The following is a 21,252-nucleotide window of genomic DNA, read 5'->3' on the forward strand; positions in this document are numbered from 1 at the left end:
TATTTAAAATTATTTAATAATATTAATATATTATATAATTTTGTCGGGTTTGGCACGGCCTTTGCCTTATGCTGGGCAACGGCGGCGCACAGCGGCCGGCCACGGCAAAGGGCCGTGAGACCGCGCCACAGCCGCTGTAAGGAACAATATATGTTTGGGTGCTTTTCAGACGGATTTATGGGCGGAGGCGGCTGGCCGGGCATGGTGCTCGTGTTTCTGCTGCTGGTGCTGGCGGCGGTCTGGGCGTGCAACCTGCTGCGCTCTCGCCGACAGAGCCACGGCGACCGGCGCGACTCGCTGGAAATCCTCAAGCGGCGGCTGGCGGCGGGCGAAATCAGCCTGGAAGAATTTGAAAACCTTAAAAAAGTGCTCTAGCCCCACGGCATGCGGACCTGCGGAGAAAAACATGGGAATGCGCAGTACGGTGCTGCTGGGAATCCTGGCCCTGACGGCGGTTCTGCTGAGCGGCTGTCACGGCGGGCCGGGGCCGGGCTGGTACGGCGGGTGTGACGGCTACTTCGCGCCCCCCGCCGTACAGGCCCCCCGCCGGTAAACAAGACGTTTTGACACGCGGCGCTGCCGCAACAAACAGCAAAGGATATACGACCATGAAAAAGACCCGTTTGACCACACTGACCCTTTCCCTGGCCCTGGCGGCCACCTTGGCTTTCGCCGGCATGGCGGCGGCCCGGTCCCATTACTACATGGGCGGCCCGGGGAGCGCGCTTACCGTGGAACAGGTAACCGCCATGCAGGAGCTGCACCAGCAGTTCTTCCAGAAAATGCAGCCGCTCATGCAACTGCAGTGGGCCAAGCAGGCGGAGCTCGACGCCCTCTACACCGCCGGCGCCAAGGACGACGACGCCAAGGTGCAGGCCATCCGCAAAGAGCTGACCGACATCAGCAACAAACTTTACGCCGCCGATGCGGACATGCGCAAGCAGATGCAGGATAAAGGCATCCCCTACATGGGCGGCATGGGCATGGGCCGCGGCTTTGGCCCCTGCGGCGGCGGTTACGGCCCGCGCGGCGGCTACGGCCCCCGCGGCGGCATGATGGGCCCCGGCTACGGTCACATGGGCTACGGCCACATGGGCTACGGCGGCTACGGCGGCATGATGGGCCCCGGCTACGGCCCCTACGACGACGCGCGCTGATCCCCGCGCCGACAGGTCAGGCCGGCGTCCTGCCAACGCCGCGCCCGACCTTTGAAAAACTTCCCCCCTTGTCCGGCCATATGGACATAAACCCCTCCTGAACACGCTAACCTTAACCCACGCGGCCCCGACGCTCCCCGGCGTCGGGGCCGCGTGGCTTTTCTGCGGCGGCAAAAAGAAAACGGGCCGACGGCGTGCAGCGTCGTCGACCCGTTTTCTTTCAGGATGCCGCCTTGTTACCAGGGCGACCGCGCTCAGGCCAGATAGTCCCCGCGGTTAAACTTGACCTTCTCCGTGGTCGCAAGCACTTCCAGCTCGTTGACCAGGGAATCGAAGCCCGCATTCTGTCCGCGCAGGTTCGCCGTGCTGTCCTTCAGCGCGGCAACCTGCCCGTCAATGCCTTGCAGCAGCGCATAGGCATCTTTCAGGGAGGCGTCGTCGCCCGCGCCGAGGGTCTGCACATAGCTTTCCCACATGTCCAGCGTTCCGGCGGCCTGGGATACGGCGTCCTCCAGGCCGGCGGCTGCGTCTGCGCCTGCGGCGGGCGCGGCGGAAACGTCCGTCAGCAGCATCTGGCTGATCAGCGACGCCTGGGCGGTCTGCCCGCCTGAGGCCGGCACGGCTGCGGCGGCATCTTCTCCAAGGCCCATCTGTTCGGCCAGGGCGGCGGCAAAAGCGTTGCCGTCGCTTTTCTGCCCGGCGTCGGTCCTGGCGGCAAGCTCCTGCTGTCGCAGCAGGGCCTCCAGTTGTTCGTTCTGAATCTTCATGACGCCTCCAGGGGTTGGCATTGCCGTATGCGTCGTCAACTGCAAAAACTTTGCCAGGAATAAGTCTAGACATAAGCCCCCGGTTTTGCAAGGCCGGCCCCCGCGCCGGAGGAAAAATTTTCCCGCCCCCGGCAAAGTGGCGGAAAAGACTTGTCTATCGCCGCAAAAACACCTACGATTTACCACAGGTAAAGGCAAAAATCCGTGAACGGCGGTTCGCGCTGTGCAGGCGGGGCGAACGCGCCGCCCCCACATTGTGAAAAACATCTCTGCGTTCCGAGAACAGGAGTTTGCCATGAAGGAAATCAAAAAGATCCTGTGCGCCGTTGACCTCTCCGACCACAGCAAGGACGTGGCCGAATACGCCCTGCTGCTGGCCCAAAAGCTGAACGCCAGCGTGCTGGTGGTCTATACTGCGCCCTCCCTGAGCCAGTATGTGGGTTTTCATGTGCCCCCCAACACCATTGAAAATTTTGTGGGCGAGATCGTCACCGGCGCGGAAAAGTCCATGGAATCCTTTGTCGCCGAAAACTTTCCGGGCGTGGAGGCCAAGGGCCAGGTGCTCATCGGCTATGCCGCCGAAGAAATCCTCAATCGCGCCAAGGAAGAGAGCGTGGACCTCATCGTTATGGGCACCCACGGCCGCAAGGGCATTGACCGCATCCTCTTTGGCTCCGTAGCCGAAAAGGTGGTCAAAAACGCCGACATGCCCGTGCTGACCGTGCGGCCCACGGATATTGAAGACTAAACCGGCCGCGGGCCCGCCCCCGGAACCGTTTTTGTTCAGGCCCCCGCCGCCGACGGGGGCCTGCCTTTGTCAGAAAGGCGGCCCGCAACGCCCTGCGCCACAGCGGTTCGCAGCGGCCTTCGCGGCCCGTGCGGCGGCAGCGCACGCAACTGCTCTACCATTGGAGCTTCCATGACCCCCAGCAGCGTCCGGCCGGAAATCGCCGGTCTCAAACCCTATGCGCCCGGCCTTTCCATCGCGGAAATTCAGGAAAAATACGGGCTTTCCCAGGTCATCAAGCTGGCCAGCAACGAAAACCCCCTGGGCACGCCCCCCCTGGCCGTCGCCGCCCTTCGCCGCCACGCGGAAGGGGCCTTCCGCTACCCGCAGGGCGGCAATCCGCGCCTGGCCGCCGCCCTGGGCCGCCGCCACCGGGTGGAGCCCGCCCGCATTGTGGTGGGCAACGGCTCGGACGAAATCCTGGATCTGCTCATCCGGGTGCTGGCCGTGCCGGGCCGGGATAATCTGGTCTGCTGCCGCCCCTGCTTCAGCATCTATCCCATCCAGGGTCAGATCTGCGGCGTGGAGGTGCGCCGCACCCCCCTGCGGGAAGATTTTTCCTTCGATTTCGGTGCCATGATCAATCTGGCGGACAGCAACACCCGCCTTATGTTCGTGACCACGCCCGACAACCCATCCGGCCACTGCCCGCCCCGTGCGGATGTGGCGCAGCTGGCGCGCGAGCTGGCGGCCCGCGCGCCCCAGTGCCTGCTGGTGGTGGACGAAGCCTATATGGATTTTGCCCCGGACCCGGCCGCATCCTCCCTGCTGGAAAGCGGCGAACTGCCAGAAAACGCCGCCTTTATGCGGACATTTTCCAAACAGTACGGCCTGGCGGGCCTGCGCGTGGGCTACGGCGTGCTGCCGCGCGACCTGGCGGACTACCTCTGGCGCGCGCGGCTGCCTTTTTCCGTCAACGTGCTGGCCGAGGAAGCCGCCCTGGCCGCCCTGGAGGACAGCGCCTTCTACGCCGCCACCCAGGAAACCGTGCGCACCGGGCGCGATGCGCTCACCGTAGGCCTTACGGCGCTGGGCTGCAGCGTGTGGCCCAGCGCGGCCAACTTCCTCATGTTCCGCCTGCCCGAGGCCGCGCCCGCTGCGGCCGTCTGCTTTGAGGCGTTGTTGCGCCGCGGGATCATCATCCGCCCCCTGACCAGCTACGGCCTGCCCGACCTTTTGCGCGTCAGCGTGGGCGACGCGCGGGAAAACCGCGCTTTTCTCAACGCCCTGGACGCCATCCTGAACGCGGCCCGCCAAGGGGGTGCGGCATGAGCGCCACTCTCCCCGTAGTGACCCTGGACGGCCCGGCGGGCGTGGGCAAAACCACCCTGGCCCGGCGCATGGCCGAAAGCCTGGGCCTGGCCTATCTGGATACCGGCGCCATGTTCCGCTGCCTGGCCCTCAAGCTGGGGCCGGGCGCGGAAGCCCTGCCCGAAGAGGATCTGCGCGCCCGCTGCGCGCAGTACGCCTTCCGCCTCAGCGGCACGGGGCGGGGCTCCACCCTGTTCTGCAATGAAACGCCCGTGCGCGGCGAAGTGCGCACCGAGGCCGTGGGCATGCTGGCCGCGCGCATTGCCGCCGTGCCCGTGGTGCGCGAGGCCCTGCGCGGCATCCAGCGGCGCATGGGCGAGGCCTCCCCCCTGGTGGCCGAAGGCCGCGACATGGGCACGGTGGTCTTTCCCGATGCGCGCTTCAAATTCTTTCTGGACGCGGCCCCGGAGGTGCGCGCCGTGCGCCGCCTGCGCGACCTGGAAAACCGTGGTCAAAGCGCGGACCTCAACAGTCTGACGGATCAGATCCGCCGCCGCGACGCCATGGACCGCAACCGCGCCGTGGCCCCCCTGCGCCCCGCCCAGGACGCCTTGCTGGTGGATACCTCCCATCTGGACATTGAAGGCGTGCTGGGCGTTATGCTGCACCATATCGACGTGCACGGCGGCGCGCGCGCCCTGCGGGCCGCCGCGCTCTGACGCGGTTTTCTGCGGCGCCGTCTTGTGCCCCGGCGGCAGGAGTGATACCATGCTCCAGCCTTCGGGAGCCGCGCGGCCCCCGGCCCAATACAACCTCAAGGAGCTTCCATGTCGGAACTGCGCACGCCGCTCACCGCCTGGCACGAGGCGCACGGGGCCAAAATGGCCCCCTTTGCCGGCTGGCTCATGCCCATCCAGTACGAGGGCATCCTGGCCGAGCACCAGCACACCCGCCGGCACGCCGGTTTGTTTGACATCTGCCATATGGGCGAATTTCTGGTGGAGGGCCCAGGGGCGGACGCAGCCCTGCCCCAGGCCGTGAGCCACAATCTGCAGACGCTTGCCCCCGGCAAATGCCGCTATGGCTTCATCCTCAACGAAGCGGGCGGCGTGCTGGACGACGGCATCATCTACCGCTTCGGTCCGGATTCCTTCATGGCCGTAGTCAACGCCGCCTGCGCCGCGGACGACTTCGCCACCCTGCGCGCCCGCCTGCCTGAGAGCGTGCGGCTTACCGACATCTCCGCCGCCACAGCCAAGGTGGATCTGCAGGGGCCTGAATCTCTGGCCGTGCTGGAGCAGGCCCTGGGCGAGAATTTCCACGATCTCGGCTACTTCGCCTTCCGCAGAACCCGCTGGCAGGGGGAGCCCCTGCTGGTGAGCCGCACGGGCTACACGGGCGAACTGGGTTACGAGCTGTATCTGCCCGCCGCCAGGGCCGTGGCCTTCTGGGAATGCCTCCTGGCCGACGCGCGGGTCAGGCCCGCAGGCCTGGGCGCGCGCGACACCCTGCGCCTGGAGGCGGGCCTGCCCCTCTACGGGCACGACCTGGATGCGGCGCACACCCCGGCCGAGGCCGGTATGGGCCGCATGCTCACCAGCGCGGCCGACTATGTGGGCAAGGCCGGCGCGCAGACCGTGCGCCAGGTGCTGACCCCGCTTGCCCTGGAAGGCCGCCGCGCCGCCCGCCACGGCGACGCCCTGACCCTGCCCGACGGCACGCCCGCGGGCCGGGTGACCAGCGGCTCCTTTGCCCCCTCCCTGGGCCACGGCATTGCCCTGGCCTGGGTGGACGCGGCCCACGCCGAAGCCGCGCAGTTTGTGATCCAGGCCGCCAGAACGGCGCTGCCCGCCGTAAAAGCCGATCTGCCCTTCTACAAGAACGGCACGGCCCGGCAGAAATTGGCTTAACCCGCCGCACCGGCGGCACATGAACTTCAGTTTTTGAGGAGCAGAATCATGGCCAGCAATCCCACGGACCTTTTGTACAGCCAAAGCCACGAATGGGCGCGCCTTGAAGGCGACGAAGCCGTTGTGGGCATCACCTTTTTTGCTCAGGAATCCCTGGGCGACATCACCTATGTGGAGCTGCCCGCCATGGGCGACGTCCTGAGCGAAGACAAGGAATTCGGCACCGTGGAATCGGTCAAGGCCGCCAGCGACCTGATCTCGCCCGTTTCCGGCACGGTGACGGCCGTCAACACGGCTCTGGAAAACACCCCGGAGCTCTGCAACAGCGATCCTTACGGCCAGGGCTGGCTGGTGCGGGTGAAGCTCAGCCAGAAGCCCGGCGGCCTCATAGACGCCGCGGCCTACGAGGCGCACTGCGCCTCTGCGGCCCACTAGGGCAGATTGCCTTTGAGAACAGGCCTGCTCAAAACGTGCGACACGCCCGTTCCGGCGCTTAACAGCGCAAATACATTGCGTTTGCGCCTACACGGCGAGCGTCTGTCTCTGCAGCCGCCACGGCATTGCAACATTGCAATGCCGTAGAGCGCACGCCGTCCTTGAGCAGGCCCTTCTCAAGGGCGGGCAACACGCCCCCGCACCAAGGCGCGTCAACCAACTATCCCGCGGCGCAACGGCTTTCTGTTGCGCCGCGCCGTTTGCGCAAGGAGCAACCATGCCGTATATCCCCCACACGCCTGAAGAGCTCAAGGAAATGCTCAAGGTCGTGGGCGTGCGCGCGCTGGACGATCTGTTTGCCGACATCCCGGCCGACATGCGTCCCCGCCGGTTCGACCTGCCCAAAGGGCAAAGCGAAGCCGCCGTATGCGCCTATTTTGAAGCGCTTGCCGCCCGCAACCGCACGGACCTCACGTCCTTTCTGGGCGCCGGCTACTACGCCCACGATATCCCCAAGGCCGTGGACGCCCTGGCCGGGCGCAGCGAGTTCTACACCGCCTACACCCCCTACCAGGCCGAGTGCTCCCAGGGCACCCTGCAGGCTATTTTTGAATTTCAGACGGCCGTAAGTCGCCTGATGGAAATGGACTGCGCCAACGCCTCGGTTTACGACGGCGGCTCCGCCCTGTTCGAGGCGGCCATGATGGCCGTGCGCAGCACCAAGCGCCGCGTGCTGGTGGTGGACGAGGCCGTGAACCCCATCTGGCGGGTCATGCTGGCCACCTACATCTCCAACCTGGATGTGGAGCTTAAAACCGTGCGGCAGGAAAACGGCGTGAGCCGCGTGGAAGCCCTCAAAGCCGCTATAGACGACCAGACAGCCGCCGTACTGGTGCAGAACCCCAACTTTTTCGGCGCGGTAACGGACTTTACGGAAGTTTTTGCCGCAGCGCGCGCGCACAAGGCCTTCGGCATCATCTCCGTATACCCGGTCATGCAGGCCGTGCTCAAAACCCCTGGCGAAATGGGCGCGGATGTGGCCGTGGCCGAAGGCCAGAGCCTGGGCCTGCCCCTTGCCTTCGGCGGCCCCTACCTGGGGCTGATGGCCTGCCGCAAAGAGCATATCCGCCAGTTCCCCGGCCGCATCGTGGGCCGCACCAAGGATGTGGACGGCAAAACGGGCTATGTGCTCACCCTTCAGGCGCGGGAGCAGCACATCCGCCGGGCCAAGGCCACCTCCAACATCTGCTCCAATCAGGCCCTCTGCGCCCTGCGCGCCCTCATCCACATGAGCCTGCTGGGGCCGGAGGGGCTCACCCGCCTGGCTGAAAACAACATGGCTCTCGCCCGCTACGCCGTGGAGCGCCTCACCGCCCTCAAAGGCGTGGAGCTGCTCAACGACGCGCCCTACGGCACGGAGGTGGCCCTGCGCCTGCCCGTGCCCGCCGCCCGCCTGACGGAGACCCTCACCGCCCACGGCTGCGTGCCGGGCTATGCCGTGGGCCGCTATTACCCGGACATGGAAAACGTGCTGCTGCTGGCCTGCACGGAGCAGAACAGCCGCGCTCAGATCGGCATGCTCGCCGAAGCCGTGGGAGGTCTGCTGTGAACACCATCTTCGCCAAATCCGTGCCCGGCCGCTGCGCCTGCCGCCTGAAAAGCGACGCCCCCAAGGCCGCGGACATGCTGCCCAAGGCCCTGCTGCGCGCCCGTCCGCCCCGCCTGCCCCAATGCTCGGAGCTGGACGTGGTGCGCCACTTTACCGAGCTTTCGCAGCGCAACTACAGTGTGGACGCCAATTTTTACCCCCTTGGCTCCTGCACCATGAAGTACAACCCCAAATTCACGGAATACGTGGCCGCGCTGCCGGGCTTCAGCCGCCCGCATCCCCTGCTGGCCCAGTCCGGCCGGGGGGCCGCCTGCGTGCAGGGCGCGCTGCAGTGCCTGCGCGAGGCCGAGGCCCTGCTCTGCGAAATCACGGGCATGCGGGCCTTCACCTTTCAGCCCATGGCCGGGGCCAACGGCGAATTCACGGGCGTGAAACTCATTGCCGCCTACCACAAGGCCAAGGGACGCAACCGCAAAAAAATGCTCATTCCCGACGCGGCCCACGGCACCAATCCGGCCTCGGCGGCCCTGGCGGGCTTTGAGACCGTGAACCTGCCTTCGCGCGACGGCATGGTGGACCCGGAGGCCGTGGCCGCGGCCGTGGCCGAACACGGCGAAGACCTGGCCGGCATCATGATGACCTGCCCCAACACTCTGGGCCTCATGGAAACCCACCTGCCCCGCATTGTGGAGCTGCTCCACGGCGTGGACGCCCTGCTCTACTACGACGGTGCCAATATGAACGCCATCCTGGGCAAGATGCGGGTGGGCGACGTGGGCTTTGACGTGGTGCACCTTAACGTGCACAAAACCTTTGCCACCCCCCACGGCGGCGGCGGCCCCGGCGCAGGCCCCGTGGGCGTAAGCCAACGCCTGTTGCCCTTCCTGCCCGCGCCTCGCGTGGCCGCGCGCGAAGACGGCAGCCTCTTCCTGGATTACAACCTGCCCCAGTCCATCGGCTGCATCGGGCCCTTTTACGGCAGCTTCGGCGTGGTGGTCAAAGCCCTGGCCTACATGCTGCGCCTGGGCGGCGAAGGGCTGAACCGCGCGGCGGAATACGCCGTGCTCAACGCCAACTATCTCAAAAAGAAGCTGGAAAATACTCTGGATATTCCCTTCAAAAACCGTTTCTGCGCCCACGAATTCGTGGCCTCGGCCCCGGAGGGCCTGCGCGCCCTGGATATCGCCAAGGCCCTGCTGGAACGCGGCATCCACGCGCCCACCATCTACTTCCCGCTCATCGTGCACGAATGCCTGATGGCCGAACCCACGGAAACGGAAAGCAAACAGACCCTGGACGCCTATGTGGCCGCACTGGAAGAGATTGTGGCTCAGGGGCGGCGCGACCCCCAGAGCCTGACCCAGGCCCCCGTAAACCTGCCCGTGCGTCGGCTGGACGAAACCGCCGCCGCGCGGCATATGGTGCTTACCGAGGACATGGGCTAACCCCCGCCGCTCCGGCTTTCTGACGGCCGGGCCCCGCATGGGGCCCGGCCTTTTTTTGCCCTACCGTTCCGCAGCGTTGCGCGCCAGGCCCACGGCCGCCGGACGGCGCAAACCGCGCCAGGCCTTTCCCGCAACATAATGAAAAAGTGCACATATCGTGCAATGCCGCGCGCACCATGCGCTTTGGCCTTGCGCGCAAGGCGGCTGCCGCGGCAACAGAATTCTGACCGCAGCGATAGTGTATTTGCGCTAAAAGTATAGATTATCAATTGTTATAAAAAGAGAAACTTGCTCTTTGCCCTATACTTTTATAAAATTTTGTCGAAAAAATAAAAAAGAGCACAGCGGCATTGTCGCTATGGCGCGGGGGCGCGCCAAGGCGGCGGCCCGCGACCAACAGGTGCAGTTTTCCCCCCCGGCGCGCGCCGGGCGACCGAAAAGCCGCGTGCACGCGCGACCGAACGGCGGTCCCGCAGCCTGCGGCCGGTTCGGCGTGCGCGCACTCAAGGAGCAGACCCATGCGTTGGACACTTATGCACAAGTATGTGGGCTCGTTATTCGGCGCCCTGATCACCTGTTGCGGCATAGTGTTGTTTGTTTCCATCTACTATATGAAAGTGCCCATTGAGGACGAGCTGGACAAAGGCATCCGCCGCATGTGTCAGGTGGTGCACATGTCCAATGAAAGCACGGCCCAGCGCTTTGCCCAGAGCGCCGCGCTCATTGCTGACGAAGACAGCCTTGCCCGCGCCATCGCCGAAAAAGACCACGAAACGGTCTCCCGCCTGGGCAAGGCAGCTATGGAGAAGGCCAACTCCGACTTCATGACCATCACAGACGCTACAGGCGTGGTGGTGGGCCGCGGGCACTCCGCCAAGTACGGCGACAGCGTCCTTAAGCAGGAAACCGTGGTTAAGGCCCTCAAGGGCCAACCGGCTGTGGCCGTGGTTGCGGGCACCGTGGTGCCCTTCACCCTGCGGGCTAGTCAGCCGGTCATGTACGAGGGCCGCCTAGTGGGCAGCATCTCCATCGGCGTTTCGCTGGTGGACCCGGCCTATATGGACTGGCTCGGCAAGGTGACGGGCTCCCATGTGACCATCTTCAAGGGCGATACCCGCGTTATGACCACCATCGTCCGGGACGGCAAGCGCGTCATCGGCACCAAGCTGGAATCCAAGGATATTGTCAAGGCCGTGCTGGAGCGGGGCGAAACCGTCTTTGCCCACAATACCATTCTGGGCGTGCCGTACAATTCCGCCTACTGGCCGGTTAAAGCCGCCGACGGCAAAACCGTGGGCATGTGGTCCGTGGGCATGCCCATTGACGTGCTGCGCGGGCTGGAAAAAACCGCTATCCAGAAGGCCGTTATGGTGGGCTGTGCCCTGCTGGCCTTTCAGCTCACCATCTCCTTCGTTCTGGGGCGGATGGTGGGCGCGCCCGTGGCCAGGATCACCAGCTACGCCCAGGCCGTGGCCGCAGGCAAGGACAACAACCTGACGCTGGACGTGCACAGCCACGACGATATGGGCCTCCTGGCCGATTCGCTGCGCAGCATGGAGGCCAATTTGCGCAACCTGGTGAGCGAGGCCGCAGCCCAGGCTGAAGAGGCCCGCAAAAAAGGCGCGGAAGCGGAAAAAGCCATGGCCGAGGCCCGCGAAGCCCAGACCCGCGCCGAAAGCGCCCGACAGGAAGGCATGGTCAACGCCGCCGCCCAGATTGAAGGGGTGGTGGATCAGCTCAACGCCTCCATCAACGATATGGCCGCCAGGGTGGAAAACACCGCCAAGGCCCTGGACCACGCCGCCGCGCGGCTCTCCGAAACGGCTACCGCCATGGAGGAAATGAACTCCACCGTTCTGGAGGTGGCCAAAAACGCCGGCGGCGCGGCGGACGTTTCCAACGCGACCAAAAACAAGGCCGAAAGCGGCGCGACCATTGTTTCCCAGGCCGTGTCCAGCATCCAGGAAGTGCAGCGCCAGTCCCTGGCCCTCAAGGAAGGTATGAACCAGCTGGACGAGCACGCCCGTGCCATCAGCCACATCATGGGCGTTATCTCGGACATTGCGGACCAGACCAACCTGCTGGCCCTCAACGCCGCCATTGAGGCCGCCCGCGCGGGCGACGCCGGGCGCGGCTTCGCCGTGGTGGCCGACGAGGTGCGCAAACTGGCTGAGAAAACCATGGCCTCCACCACGGACGTGGGCAACGCCATCCACGCCATCCAGGAAAGCGCCGGGCAGAGCATCGGCCAGGCGGATGTGGCCGCCAAAAACATCGCCGAAGCCACGGACTTCTCCAATAAGTCCGGCGAGGCCTTAAACGAAATTGTGGGCATGGTGGAACAGACCGCCGACGAAGTGCGCGCCATTGCCACGGCCAGCGAGGAGCAATCCTCGGCCAGCGAGGAAATCAACCGCTCCATCGCCGACGTGAACCAGATCGCCGCCGCCACCAGCGCGGACATGCGGGCCGTCAACCAGGAGCTGGACGCCCTGCGCGAACAGGCCCGGAACCTGGTGGGGCTCATCGAAACCATGAAAAAGGCCTGACGGCCTTACGCAGAAACGCAGAAAAAGGGGGGGGCGCAAGCCCCCCCCTTTTTTGTCGGCGCACACGGCCCTTGCCGCCCTGGCCCGCCGGCCTGGCCAGCACCCGGCGGCGCTACACGTTGAACAAAAAGTGCATAACGTCGCCGTCCTGCACCACATAGTCCTTGCCCTCCACCCGCAGCACGCCGGCGGCGCGGCAGGCGGCCTCGCTTTCGTGGCTCATGTAGTCGTCGTAGGCAATGACCTCGGCCCGGATGAAGCCGCGCTCAAAATCCGTATGGATGACGCCCGCGGCCTGCGGGGCCTTCCAGCCCTTGTGGATGGTCCAGGCCCGCACTTCGTCCGGCCCGGCGGTGAAATAACTGCACAGCCCCAGGGTGGCGTAGCCCGTGTGGATGATGCGCGCAAGCCCGCTTTCCTCAATGCCGTAAGAGGCCAGCATTTCAGCCTGCTCCGCCGGGTCCAGGCCCTGCAGCTCCTCCTCCAGCCGGGCGCAGATGCGGGCAAAGCCCGCGCCGCGCGCCTTGGCCAGCGCCTCCACTTCCTGGGCCAGGGCATTGCCCTGGGCGGCAGCCCCTTCGTCCACATTGGCGCAATATATGACGGGCTTGGCCGTGAGCAGGCCCAGCTCCCGCCAGGCGGCAAGAAAGCCCTCGTTTTCCGGCAGGGGGAAGTCCCGTGCGGCCTTGCCCTCGTTAAGGTGGGCCAGCAGCTGCTGCATATGCTCGGCGGCCGCCTTGGCCTCCTTGCTGCCCTTGGCCAGCTTCTGCAGCTTTTCCAGGCGCTTTTCCGCGCCCTGCACGTCGGCCAGCAGCAGTTCCAGCTCAATGGTTTCCACATCGCGCAGGGGGTTCACGTCGCCGTCCACATGGGTGACGTTTTCGTCCTCAAAGCAGCGCACCACCTCCACGATGGCCGCGCATTCGCGGATATTGCCCAAAAACTGGTTGCCCAGCCCCTCGCCCTTGCTGGCCCCGCGCACCAGCCCGGCAATGTCGATAAAGTCCACGCTGGCATAAATGGTCTTGCGCGGCCGGGCCTTGGCGGTCAGGGCGTCCACCCGCGCGTCCGGCACGGCCACCGTGGCCTTGTTGGGCTCAATGGTGCAGAAGGGATAGTTGGCGGCCTGGGCGTTCTGCGCCTTGGTCAGGGCGTTGAACAGCGTGGATTTGCCCACATTGGGCAAGCCCACAATACCGATGCTGAGCGACATGCAGCCTCCGTGGCGGGCGTCTGCCTGCGCAGCCGCCGGAACAGTGTGCCGACGCGCGCCCAGGGGACGGTGCGCCGGCCGGATAAAAAATGCCGCCCCGGCACATGCGCCGGAGCGGGCCTGTTATAGCCGCAAGCGCGGCGCAGGGCAAGGCGGTCGAATCCAAAAGCCGAGGCTGAAAGCTGCGGTCGGGGCCGGGCCCAACCGCCGGAGCCGGAAGCCAAAGCCCCCCTGAAACAAAGTGCAAGCGTCGGGGCTGGAAGCCGGTCCTGCCGCAAAACGCCCGGCCCTGCCCCCAGGGCAGATCGCCTTTGAGAATATGTCTTCTCAAGAGGTTACGACACGTTCGTTCCGGCGCGCAGCAGCGCAAATGCAGTGCGCTTGCGCCTGCACGGCGAGCGTCTGCGCACATAGCCGCCACGGCATTGCAACATGGCACTGCCGCAAGAAAAACCCTCCCCGGAAGCGCCGCGTTTCTATTGCAGGCGGGTACGCACGGTGGGGGTCAGCCCGTCGCCCGCGCCGGGGCCGCGGTCGCGCACAAGGTTGCGCATGTCGTCGGTAATGGGCACGGTGGCCGTGCCCATGGCCAGCACCTCGCCGCTGGTGGTGTGGATAAGGCGCATGCTGAAGCGCACCTGCTCCCGGCTCACCACATAGGTGCCGGCCAGCACGGCCTGGCCCGTGCCGCTGGTTGCGGCCAGCTTGCGCACATCGCGGGTGAGGTAGAACTCGCCGCGCCGCTGGTCAAAGCGGATGACGCTGCCCCGCCGGATTTCCTGAAAGCGGTAGCCTTTGTTGACAAGCCAGCGCGCCACCTCTTCCGTCATCTGCCGGGCCAGGGGCGAGGATTCTTCCAGATTGTTGATGTTGGCAGGCGTCGTGCCCAGGATCATGATCCGGGCGCGGGCCAGGGACTTGCGCTCGCTGCTGGTCATGCCGGGGTCGTCCCCGGCGTAGCGCATCATAAGTTGTTCGTCCATCTGTTTGGCAATGCTGTCCGCAGCGCGCGGCACGTTTCCGGCGGCGGCGGCAAGGGGAAAAAGCAGGGCCGCCAGCACAAGCAGGACAATACTCCAGCGGTACATGGCACAACCTCAGCGCATGGTGCGCAGCAAAAGATCCACACCGTCCAGCTCGCGGCGGAGGATCTGCGCCGTGGCATCGTCGGCGCAGATGGAAAGGGCCTGCAAATAGCGCTGCCGGGCCAACTCGTAACGGCCCAGGCTGCGGTATTCGCGGGCTTCCTGCATATATTTCAGGCTGTATTCGTTGGCGTCCGAGAGGTAGGCGGCGTGTTCTCTGGCGGCCTTGCGGGCCGCGGCGTCCCCTTCGCTCTGTTCGCCATAGGCGGAAAGGCCGTCCGCCCGCACGGCAGGCGTTGCGGCCAGCAGAACGGCCAGGCAGCAAAAGGCTGACAACAGGCGCAGCATAGCTCCTCCCTCACCGCCCTTGCCGGATGGGCACCACGCCGCTGCTCACGGCCTGCATGGGCGTATACAGGCTCACGGGCCGCCGGGGCGCGGCGTTCTGGGCCACGCTCACGGGCTTCGCCCTTGGGGCGTCGGGCTCGCTCAGGCGGGCCACAATGGGCGTGTTGACCAGCACCAGCTGCCCCGTGCGCAGCACCAGGCCGTCGCTGGCGCGCACCAGGCGGGCGTTCACAAAAGTGGCGTCTTTATCCACATGATAGGTGCCCACCACCAGGGCGGCCCACTTCTGCCCCACAGTGCTGACCATCTGGTCCGCGGCCAGGGCTATGTCCTCCCGTCCGCCCTGGACGGAAATGGCCCCGGTGAGGCGGTATTCCCGCGCGGGAAAGCCGCGCTGGTTAAACTCGTAGAACAGCGATTCCGCCAGCAGGCGGCCCAGGGCTGAGCTGCGCGCGGTGTTGTTCTGGTCCACAAAGGCCGTGGGCATGGCCACCACGCCCTGCAGGGCGTCGTTGGGCATGGTGGCGAGCATCTGGTCCGCCAGTTCGCGGGCCTTCAGCTTGATCTCCACAGCGTCCGTATACCCTGGGTCCAGGGCCGAGGGCCCGTGCCTGCCGCAGGCGGGCAGCAGAAGCAGCAGGGCGCAGCAGAGGCAACAGCGTAAAAAAGGATGCGACATACTAACCTCAAAAGGGTTCTTGCCCTCTTATCGGCGGCCGCGCCAAAAACTTGAGCGCGGGGGAAAAATCCGCCGCCGCACACGGCCGTATGCTCCATCCTTGCAAAACATGTTCCAGGCGCGGGCTTGGCTTGCAGGGCGAAATGGCATAAAGAATTCGTTTACGGAACGCGCCCCGACGGGCGCAGGGGGAAGCATGGGCAGACACAAAACCCGCGCCATCCGGCTGGGGCGGCTGACCATCGGCGGGGACGCCCCGGTGGCGGTGCAGAGCATGACCAATACCGACACCAGGGACGCCGCGGCCACCCTCGCGCAGATAGCCCGTCTGGCCGCCCGCGGCTGCGAGGCCGTGCGGCTGGCCGTGCCGGACATGGCCGCCGTAGCCGCCCTGCCCGCCATCCGCGCGGGCGCCTCCCTGCCCCTTATTGCGGACATCCACTTTGACTATCGCCTGGCCGTGGCCGCCGTGGAGGCCGGGCTGGAAGGCCTGCGCATCAATCCCGGCAATATCGGCCCCAGGGAACATGTGGACCGGGTGGTGGACGCAGCCAAGGCCCACGGCGCGGTTATCCGGGTGGGCGTCAACTCCGGCTCGGTGGAAAAAGGCCTGCTGCAGAAGTACGGCGGCCCCCGGCCCGAAGCCCTGGTGGAAAGCGCCCTGGGGCATGTGCGGCTGCTGGAGGCGCGCGGCTTTTACGACACCAAAATTTCCCTCAAATCCTCCTCGGTGCTGGATACCGTTACGGCCTACCGCCTGCTGGCCCAGGCCTGCGATTACCCCCTGCACATCGGCGTCACCGAGGCCGGGGGGCTGCTGCGCGGCACGGTCAAATCCGCCGTGGGCCTGGGCCTTCTGCTCCACGAAGGCATAGGCGATACCCTGCGCGTCTCGCTCACCGCCGACCCGGCCGAGGAAGTGACCGTGGCCTGGGAGATTCTGCGCGCCCTGGGCCTGCGTTCGCGCGGGCCGGAAATCATTTCCTGCCCCACCTGCGGGCGCACGGAAATCGACCTCTTTTCCCTGGCCCGCGCCGTGGAGGACCGCCTGGCCACATCCACGGCGGATATCAAGGTGGCGGTCATGGGCTGCGTGGTCAACGGCCCTGGCGAGGCCCGCGAGGCCGACCTGGGCCTGGCCGGCGGCAGGGACAAAGGCGTCATTTTTCGCAAAGGCGAGGTCATCCGCTCGGTCAAGGGGCAGGAAGCCCTGCTGGCGGCTTTTATGGAAGAACTGCAATCACTGCTCAACGAAAAGGAATCAGACTAATGCGCTTCAGTGCCTGCTACATCCCCACCCTCAAGGAAAGCCCGGCCGATGCGGAGGTGGTCAGCCACAAGCTGCTGCTACGCGCGGGCATGGTGCGGCGGCTCACCTCCGGCCTGTACACCTACCTGCCCCTGGGCCTGCGCGTCATGGAAAAAATTTCGCGCATCGTGCGCGAGGAGGTCAACGCCGCAGACTACCAGGAGCTGCTCATGCCCATGGTCCAGCCCGCCGACCTATGGAAGGAGACGGGCCGCTGGGAACACTACGGCAAGGAGCTGCTGCGCTTTAAGGACCGCAACAACCGCGACTACTGCCTGGGCCCCACCCACGAGGAAGTGGTCACGGATCTGGTGCGCGGCGAAGTGCGCTCCTACCGCCAGCTGCCCGTGCGCCTGTATCAGATTCAGACCAAATTCCGCGACGAGATCCGCCCCCGCTTCGGCCTCATGCGCGGGCGCGAATTTATCATGAAGGACGGCTACTCCTTCGACGCCACAAACCAGGGCGCGGAAGAAAGCTATAAGGCCATGCAAGCGGCCTATACCCGCGTGTTCCAGCGCCTGGGCCTGCGCTTCCGCGCCGTAGAGGCCGATTCCGGCTCCATCGGCGGCAACTTCTCGCACGAGTTTATGGTGCTGGCGGATACGGGCGAGGACACCATCGCCTTCTGCCATGACTGCAACTACGCCGCCAATGTGGAGCGGGCCGAAGCGCTCTGGAAAGGCGCGCCCACCGCTGCCGCCTGCCCCCCGGCGGAACAGGTCGCCACACCCGGCGCGCACAGCGCCGAGGATGTGGCCGCCCTACTGGGCGTCCCCATGACGCAGGTGGTCAAAACCATGCTCTTCAAGGCCGACGGCAAGACCGTGGCCGTGCTGGTGCGCGGCGACCGCCAGGTTAACGACATCAAACTCAAAAATCTGCTCAAAGCCCAGGACGTGGTCCTGGCCGACCCCGCAACGGTGGAGGCCGCAAGCCGCGCGCCCCTGGGCTTTGCCGGCCCCGTGGACCTTAACGCACCCATTTATGCCGACAGTGAGCTCGCGGGCGGCACGGACTATGTGACGGGGGCCAACGCGGGCGACGCGCACCTGCGGCATGTGGACCTCCGCCGCGACGCCGTCGTCACGGCCTGGGCCGACCTGCGCGCCGTTACCGAAACCGACCCTTGCCCACGTTGCGGCGGCCGCCTGAGCCTGACCAAAGGCATTGAGGTGGGCCACATCTTTATGCTGGGCTACAAATACAGCGAGCCCATGCACGCGGTTTTCCTGGACGAAAACGGCAAGGAAAAGACCATGATCATGGGCTGCTACGGCATCGGCATCTCCCGCGTGGCCGCCGCCGCCATTGAGCAGAATCACGACGAGCACGGCATCATCTTTCCCCCGGCCATCAGCCCCTTTGACTGCATGCTGCTCAACCTGGACCCGCGCGATGCGGCCGTAAACGCCGTGGTGGAGGAAGTCTACGCCATGCTGGGCGACATGGGCGTGGACGTGCTGCTGGACGACCGGGAGGAACGCCCCGGCGTCAAATTCAAGGATGCGGATCTGCTGGGCTTCCCCCTGCAGCTGGTGGCGGGCGGCAAAGGCGTTAAGCGCGGCGTGCTGGAATGCAAGGACCGCCGCACGGGGCAAAAGGGCGAACTCCCCCTGGATGGCCTGGCCGAAGCCTTCCGGACGTGGGCGGCGGAAGTGCGCGCGGGGTGGAAAAAACTGCTGGATTGACCGCCGGGCGCGCGTCGTTTTGCTTCCGGCGGCGTCCGCAACCTGCCCGCCGCGCCAGGTCTTTTTCAGGTGGAGCCATGACCGACGTCATTCTGAGTGTGCGCGAGCTGACGGAAGAGCTGCGCAAAAGCCTTGAAGGGCGCTTCCCCTTTGTCTGGGTGCGGGGCGAGGTGACCAACCTCTCCCGCCCCGGCTCCGGGCACGTCTACTTCAGCCTCAAAGATCAGGAGGCGCAGCTCCAGTGCGTGTGGTTCCGGCAGCGGCAGGGACGGGGCGGGCAGACCTTTGACCCGCTCACGGGCGAAGTCTTTGACGCGCCCCGGCCCGCGCCCGCGGATTTGCTGCGCAACGGGCTCGACGTGCTCTGCGCCGGGCGCATCGGCGTATACGCCCCGCGCGGACAGTACCAGCTCACGGTAGAGCTGGCCCAGCCCGCCGGGGAAGGCCTGCTGGCCCAGGCCTTTGAAGAGAACAAGCGCAAGCTGGCGGCCCAGGGGTATTTTGCCGCGGAACGCAAGCGCAGACTGCCCTGGGATCCGCAGCGCGTGGCGCTGATCACCTCGCCCACGGGCGCTGCCGTGCACGACTTCTGGCGGCTGGCGGCAGACAGGGGCAGCGGGGCGCGGGTGCGCCTCTTCCCGGCCCTGGTGCAGGGGGCGGAGGCCGCGCCCTCCCTGGTGCGCGCACTGGAAGAAGCCAACGCCCAGGGCTGGGCGCAGGTTATCGTGCTCATCCGGGGCGGCGGTTCACTGGAGGATTTGTGGGCTTTTAATGAGGAAAGCGTGGCCACGGCCGTATTCCGCTCCCGCTTGCCGGTGCTGGCGGGCATCGGGCACGAAGTGGACGTTACGCTGGCGGACATGACGGCCGACGTGCGCGCGGCCACGCCCTCCCACGCGGCGCAGTTGCTCTGGCCGCCGCGCGCCGAGCTGGCGCAGATGACGGACCAGACCGCGGACAGCCTGCGCGCGGCCTGGGAGCGACGGCTGACCGCGCGGGAACAGGCCCTGGCCCACTGCGAACAGGGCTTGCGCTGGTTTTCGCCCCAGCGGCGGCAGACCCGCCTGGCCGAACGGCTGGAAAATCTGGACGCAGCGCTGCAGCGGGCGGCCCACCGCTGGCTGGAAGACAAACGGCTGCGCCTGGAGCGCCTGGATCAGGCCCGGCGCAGCGCCGCCCGCCCGGGACGTCTGGCCGCCCCCACGGCGCGCCTGCACCTGCTGGAGGCGCGGCTGCAGGAAAGTCTGCCCCGGCTGCTGGAGCGGCGGGAACAGCGACTCGCACGGCTATCGGGCCTGGCGTCCGGCCTCTGGCGGCAAAAGGTCACGCTCTGGGAACAACGCCGAGAACGGCTGGACATGGCGCTCGCGGGCGTCGATCCGCAAGCCCCCTTGCGCCGGGGCTACGCCCTGGTGCGCGGGGCGGACGGAAGCCTGCTGCGCTCCGTGGCGGGCGTGCAGCCGGGCGCGCGCGTAACGGTGCGCCTGGCCGACGGCAGCCTGGGGGCCGAAGTGCGCACGGTGCGGCAGGACGCGGAATAGGCCGGGCAGGCATTTGTACAACCCCGGACAAGTGGTGTACACATCCTTCTGACAGGCTGCGGCCACTCCTTCAATACCGCCTTCCGCTTCGGTCAGGGCAGGGCCGGCGGGCTCTGTGCGGAAAGAAAATTTTTTTTGCAGGATGGGCCGTGGGGGCAGAAAACTTTTGGCCAGCTTAGCCCATTACAATGCAGGAAGTTACGGGCGAAGACAGCAGCGCTCGTTACGGGCGAAGGCGCGGCGCGCAAAAGTTTCCTTCCCCCACACAAACTTCCTGCCGATCCTATTGGCGAACAGGTGCACCATGAGCGACGCCCAGGAACAGAATTTTGAGAAACAGATGGCCCGTCTGCAGGAAATCGTCGCGGCGCTGGAATCGGACGATCTGCCGCTGGAACAGGGCATGGCCCTCTACCGGGAGGGCATGGCCTGTTCCCGCTTCTGCCGCGAACGGCTGGAAAAAGCCCGCCACGAACTGGAGCTGTGGCAGGACGGGCAGGCCGCGCCCTGCAGCGCGGACGACGCCGGTGCGGCCGCGGACGCAGCGGACGCCGGGGAGAAGGAATAATGTTGCCTCAAGAGACCATGAAGGATCTGCTGCGTGCACGCGCGCAGCTGGTGGAAGGCTATTTGTCCGCCTGTCTGGACGATCGGGAAATGCAGCCCCGGCTCAAGGAGGCCATGCTCTACAGCCTGCTGGCCGGGGGCAAGCGGCTCCGGCCCGTGCTCTGCCTGAGCACGGCGGCCCTGTGCGGCCTTAAGCCCGAAAGCGTGCTGCCCTTTGCCGCCGCCATTGAAATGATCCATACCTACTCGCTCATCCACGACGATCTGCCGGGCATGGACAACGACGATCTGCGCCGGGGGCGGCCCTCCAACCACAAAGCCTTTGACGAGGCCACAGCCATCCTGGCCGGGGATGGCCTGCTGACCGACGCCTTTCTGGTCATGAGCCGCACGCCGCTGCCTGCGGAGCGGGTGCTGGCGGCCGTGCGCGAAATGGCCCTGGCCGCGGGCGCTTCAGGCATGGTGGGCGGCCAGGAATGGGACATGGTCTATACGGGCGGGCCGGAGATCAGCCTGGAACAGCTGCGCCAGGTGCATGCCCTCAAAACCGGCGCGTTGCTGCGCGGGGCCTGCGTGTGCGGCGCGCTGCTGGCCGGAGCGGCGGCGCCTGTGCGGGAAGCCGTGGCCGCCTACGGCGCGGCCTTTGGCGTGGCCTTCCAGATTGCGGACGACATCCTGGACGAAACCGCAGATACGGCCGCCCTGGGCAAGCCCGCGGGCAGCGACGCGGCCCAGGGCAAGATGACCTACCCCCGTCTGGTGGGCCTGGAAAAAAGCCGGGAACTGGGCTGGCAGCAGGTGACGGCGGCGCAGACGGCCCTGGACGGCATGGAAGGCCCCGCCTGCATAGAAAGGGAAGCGGATTTTCTGCGCGCCCTGGTCCAGCATATGATGCGCAGGGCGGCCTGA

Annotated in this window: 21 protein-coding genes; 16 read left to right on the forward strand and 5 right to left on the reverse strand. The window is 66.1% G+C overall.

Going from position 1 to position 21,252, the window contains the following annotated elements:
- Nucleotides 1-150 precede the first annotated feature (150 nt).
- From BLS55_RS00675 to BLS55_RS00680, 3 genes are read left to right on the forward strand one after another with little or no spacing between them, the layout of a single operon-like run.
- Entirely contained in the window at nucleotides 151-375 is a 225-nt protein-coding gene (locus tag BLS55_RS00675) for an SHOCT domain-containing protein (protein ID WP_092152404.1), read from the forward strand.
- Between the two features lie 31 nt (nucleotides 376-406).
- A complete protein-coding gene (locus BLS55_RS12020) occupies nucleotides 407-553 on the forward strand; it encodes a hypothetical protein (protein WP_180365354.1) in 147 nt (48 codons plus the stop codon).
- Nucleotides 554-608: 55 nt separating this feature from the next.
- The gene (locus tag BLS55_RS00680; RefSeq protein WP_092152405.1) at nucleotides 609-1,157 is read left to right on the forward strand and encodes a hypothetical protein; all 549 of its coding nucleotides are present in this window, start codon (nucleotides 609-611) and stop codon (nucleotides 1,155-1,157) included.
- Nucleotides 1,158-1,411: 254 nt separating this feature from the next.
- Here BLS55_RS00680 and BLS55_RS00685 read toward each other — a convergent pair whose 3' ends face one another.
- On the reverse strand, nucleotides 1,412-1,924 hold the full coding sequence (locus tag BLS55_RS00685) for a hypothetical protein (protein WP_092152406.1): 513 nt from the start codon (nucleotides 1,922-1,924) through the stop codon (nucleotides 1,412-1,414).
- A 295-nt stretch (nucleotides 1,925-2,219) separates the two neighbouring features.
- On the opposite strand from BLS55_RS00685, the gene BLS55_RS00690 reads away from it, so the two are divergent.
- The 8 genes from BLS55_RS00690 (at nucleotide 2,220) to BLS55_RS00725 (ending at nucleotide 11,910) form a co-directional block, all read left to right on the forward strand.
- Nucleotides 2,220-2,672: a universal stress protein gene (locus BLS55_RS00690; protein WP_092152407.1), complete on the forward strand. Its 453-nt coding sequence runs from the start codon at nucleotides 2,220-2,222 to the stop codon at nucleotides 2,670-2,672.
- A gap of 171 nt (nucleotides 2,673-2,843) precedes the next feature.
- On the forward strand, nucleotides 2,844-3,983 hold the full coding sequence (gene hisC / locus BLS55_RS00695; RefSeq protein WP_092152408.1) for a histidinol-phosphate transaminase: 1,140 nt from the start codon (nucleotides 2,844-2,846) through the stop codon (nucleotides 3,981-3,983).
- A complete protein-coding gene (gene cmk / locus BLS55_RS00700; RefSeq protein WP_092152409.1) occupies nucleotides 3,980-4,681 on the forward strand; it encodes a (d)CMP kinase in 702 nt (233 codons plus the stop codon). Before hisC ends, cmk begins: the two co-directional genes overlap by 4 nt.
- Nucleotides 4,682-4,789: 108 nt before the next feature.
- Nucleotides 4,790-5,872: a glycine cleavage system aminomethyltransferase GcvT gene (gene gcvT / locus BLS55_RS00705; protein ID WP_092152410.1), complete on the forward strand. Its 1,083-nt coding sequence runs from the start codon at nucleotides 4,790-4,792 to the stop codon at nucleotides 5,870-5,872.
- 48 nt (nucleotides 5,873-5,920) lie between these two features.
- Nucleotides 5,921-6,307 (forward strand): glycine cleavage system protein GcvH, encoded by a 387-nt coding sequence (gcvH, locus tag BLS55_RS00710; protein WP_092152411.1) that lies wholly within the window; start codon nucleotides 5,921-5,923, stop codon nucleotides 6,305-6,307.
- A gap of 277 nt (nucleotides 6,308-6,584) precedes the next feature.
- On the forward strand, nucleotides 6,585-7,916 hold the full coding sequence (gene gcvPA / locus BLS55_RS00715; protein ID WP_092152412.1) for an aminomethyl-transferring glycine dehydrogenase subunit GcvPA: 1,332 nt from the start codon (nucleotides 6,585-6,587) through the stop codon (nucleotides 7,914-7,916).
- Nucleotides 7,913-9,361, forward strand: coding sequence for an aminomethyl-transferring glycine dehydrogenase subunit GcvPB (gene gcvPB, locus BLS55_RS00720; protein ID WP_092152413.1), 1,449 nt, complete (start codon nucleotides 7,913-7,915; stop codon nucleotides 9,359-9,361). The genes gcvPA and gcvPB overlap by 4 nt, the downstream gene beginning before the upstream one ends.
- Before the next feature lie 518 nt (nucleotides 9,362-9,879).
- Nucleotides 9,880-11,910, forward strand: coding sequence for a methyl-accepting chemotaxis protein (locus BLS55_RS00725; protein WP_092152414.1), 2,031 nt, complete (start codon nucleotides 9,880-9,882; stop codon nucleotides 11,908-11,910).
- A 112-nt stretch (nucleotides 11,911-12,022) separates the two neighbouring features.
- Here the strand turns inward: BLS55_RS00725 and ychF are convergent, their stop codons facing one another.
- The 4 genes from ychF to BLS55_RS00745 form a co-directional block, all read right to left on the reverse strand.
- Entirely contained in the window at nucleotides 12,023-13,123 is a 1,101-nt protein-coding gene (gene ychF, locus BLS55_RS00730) for a redox-regulated ATPase YchF (protein ID WP_092152415.1), read from the reverse strand.
- Between the two features lie 476 nt (nucleotides 13,124-13,599).
- Nucleotides 13,600-14,211 carry a FlgO family outer membrane protein gene (locus BLS55_RS00735; protein WP_092152416.1) on the reverse strand — a complete coding sequence of 204 codons (612 nt, stop codon included), beginning with the start codon at nucleotides 14,209-14,211 and terminating at the stop codon, nucleotides 13,600-13,602.
- A gap of 9 nt (nucleotides 14,212-14,220) precedes the next feature.
- Complete coding sequence (locus BLS55_RS00740; protein ID WP_092152417.1) at nucleotides 14,221-14,556, reverse strand: tetratricopeptide repeat protein; 336 nt, start codon at nucleotides 14,554-14,556, stop codon at nucleotides 14,221-14,223.
- Between the two features lie 10 nt (nucleotides 14,557-14,566).
- A complete protein-coding gene (locus BLS55_RS00745) occupies nucleotides 14,567-15,235 on the reverse strand; it encodes a FlgO family outer membrane protein (RefSeq protein WP_092152418.1) in 669 nt (222 codons plus the stop codon).
- Between the two features lie 196 nt (nucleotides 15,236-15,431).
- Here BLS55_RS00745 and ispG point away from each other — a divergent pair, with 196 nt between their 5' ends.
- From ispG to BLS55_RS00770, 5 genes are all read left to right on the forward strand, one after another.
- On the forward strand, nucleotides 15,432-16,505 hold the full coding sequence (ispG, locus tag BLS55_RS00750; protein ID WP_092152419.1) for a flavodoxin-dependent (E)-4-hydroxy-3-methylbut-2-enyl-diphosphate synthase: 1,074 nt from the start codon (nucleotides 15,432-15,434) through the stop codon (nucleotides 16,503-16,505).
- Nucleotides 16,505-18,235, forward strand: coding sequence for a proline--tRNA ligase (locus tag BLS55_RS00755; protein ID WP_092152420.1), 1,731 nt, complete (start codon nucleotides 16,505-16,507; stop codon nucleotides 18,233-18,235). The genes ispG and BLS55_RS00755 overlap by 1 nt, the downstream gene beginning before the upstream one ends.
- Before the next feature lie 77 nt (nucleotides 18,236-18,312).
- A complete protein-coding gene (gene xseA, locus BLS55_RS00760) occupies nucleotides 18,313-19,776 on the forward strand; it encodes an exodeoxyribonuclease VII large subunit (protein WP_092152421.1) in 1,464 nt (487 codons plus the stop codon).
- A gap of 286 nt (nucleotides 19,777-20,062) precedes the next feature.
- Nucleotides 20,063-20,344 carry an exodeoxyribonuclease VII small subunit gene (xseB, locus tag BLS55_RS00765; protein ID WP_257243075.1) on the forward strand — a complete coding sequence of 94 codons (282 nt, stop codon included), beginning with the start codon at nucleotides 20,063-20,065 and terminating at the stop codon, nucleotides 20,342-20,344.
- Nucleotides 20,344-21,252 (forward strand): polyprenyl synthetase family protein, encoded by a 909-nt coding sequence (locus BLS55_RS00770; protein ID WP_092152423.1) that lies wholly within the window; start codon nucleotides 20,344-20,346, stop codon nucleotides 21,250-21,252. The genes xseB and BLS55_RS00770 overlap by 1 nt, the downstream gene beginning before the upstream one ends.

The organism is Desulfovibrio legallii (assembly GCF_900102485.1).
In the GTDB taxonomy this organism is placed as follows: Bacteria; Desulfobacterota; Desulfovibrionia; order Desulfovibrionales; family Desulfovibrionaceae; genus Desulfovibrio; species Desulfovibrio legallii_A.

Excerpts from the sequence above, each read along its gene's own strand:
- ispG (WP_092152419.1), top strand. The coding sequence starts at position 15,432 with ATGGGCAGACACAAAACCCGCGCCATCCGGCTGGGGCGGCTGACCATC.
- BLS55_RS00735 (WP_092152416.1), bottom strand. The coding sequence starts at position 14,211 with ATGTACCGCTGGAGTATTGTCCTGCTTGTGCTGGCGGCCCTGCTTTTT.
- BLS55_RS00680 (WP_092152405.1), top strand. The coding sequence starts at position 609 with ATGAAAAAGACCCGTTTGACCACACTGACCCTTTCCCTGGCCCTGGCG.
- cmk (WP_092152409.1), top strand. The coding sequence starts at position 3,980 with ATGAGCGCCACTCTCCCCGTAGTGACCCTGGACGGCCCGGCGGGCGTG.
- BLS55_RS00685 (WP_092152406.1), bottom strand. The coding sequence starts at position 1,924 with ATGAAGATTCAGAACGAACAACTGGAGGCCCTGCTGCGACAGCAGGAG.
- ychF (WP_092152415.1), bottom strand. The coding sequence starts at position 13,123 with ATGTCGCTCAGCATCGGTATTGTGGGCTTGCCCAATGTGGGCAAATCC.
- BLS55_RS00725 (WP_092152414.1), top strand. The coding sequence starts at position 9,880 with ATGCGTTGGACACTTATGCACAAGTATGTGGGCTCGTTATTCGGCGCC.
- BLS55_RS00745 (WP_092152418.1), bottom strand. The coding sequence starts at position 15,235 with ATGTCGCATCCTTTTTTACGCTGTTGCCTCTGCTGCGCCCTGCTGCTT.
- gcvPA (WP_092152412.1), top strand. The coding sequence starts at position 6,585 with ATGCCGTATATCCCCCACACGCCTGAAGAGCTCAAGGAAATGCTCAAG.
- BLS55_RS00690 (WP_092152407.1), top strand. The coding sequence starts at position 2,220 with ATGAAGGAAATCAAAAAGATCCTGTGCGCCGTTGACCTCTCCGACCAC.
- BLS55_RS00740 (WP_092152417.1), bottom strand. The coding sequence starts at position 14,556 with ATGCTGCGCCTGTTGTCAGCCTTTTGCTGCCTGGCCGTTCTGCTGGCC.
- BLS55_RS00770 (WP_092152423.1), top strand. The coding sequence starts at position 20,344 with ATGTTGCCTCAAGAGACCATGAAGGATCTGCTGCGTGCACGCGCGCAG.
- BLS55_RS00755 (WP_092152420.1), top strand. The coding sequence starts at position 16,505 with ATGCGCTTCAGTGCCTGCTACATCCCCACCCTCAAGGAAAGCCCGGCC.
- BLS55_RS12020 (WP_180365354.1), top strand. The coding sequence starts at position 407 with ATGGGAATGCGCAGTACGGTGCTGCTGGGAATCCTGGCCCTGACGGCG.
- xseA (WP_092152421.1), top strand. The coding sequence starts at position 18,313 with ATGACCGACGTCATTCTGAGTGTGCGCGAGCTGACGGAAGAGCTGCGC.
- gcvT (WP_092152410.1), top strand. The coding sequence starts at position 4,790 with ATGTCGGAACTGCGCACGCCGCTCACCGCCTGGCACGAGGCGCACGGG.
- BLS55_RS00675 (WP_092152404.1), top strand. The coding sequence starts at position 151 with ATGTTTGGGTGCTTTTCAGACGGATTTATGGGCGGAGGCGGCTGGCCG.
- gcvH (WP_092152411.1), top strand. The coding sequence starts at position 5,921 with ATGGCCAGCAATCCCACGGACCTTTTGTACAGCCAAAGCCACGAATGG.
- hisC (WP_092152408.1), top strand. The coding sequence starts at position 2,844 with ATGACCCCCAGCAGCGTCCGGCCGGAAATCGCCGGTCTCAAACCCTAT.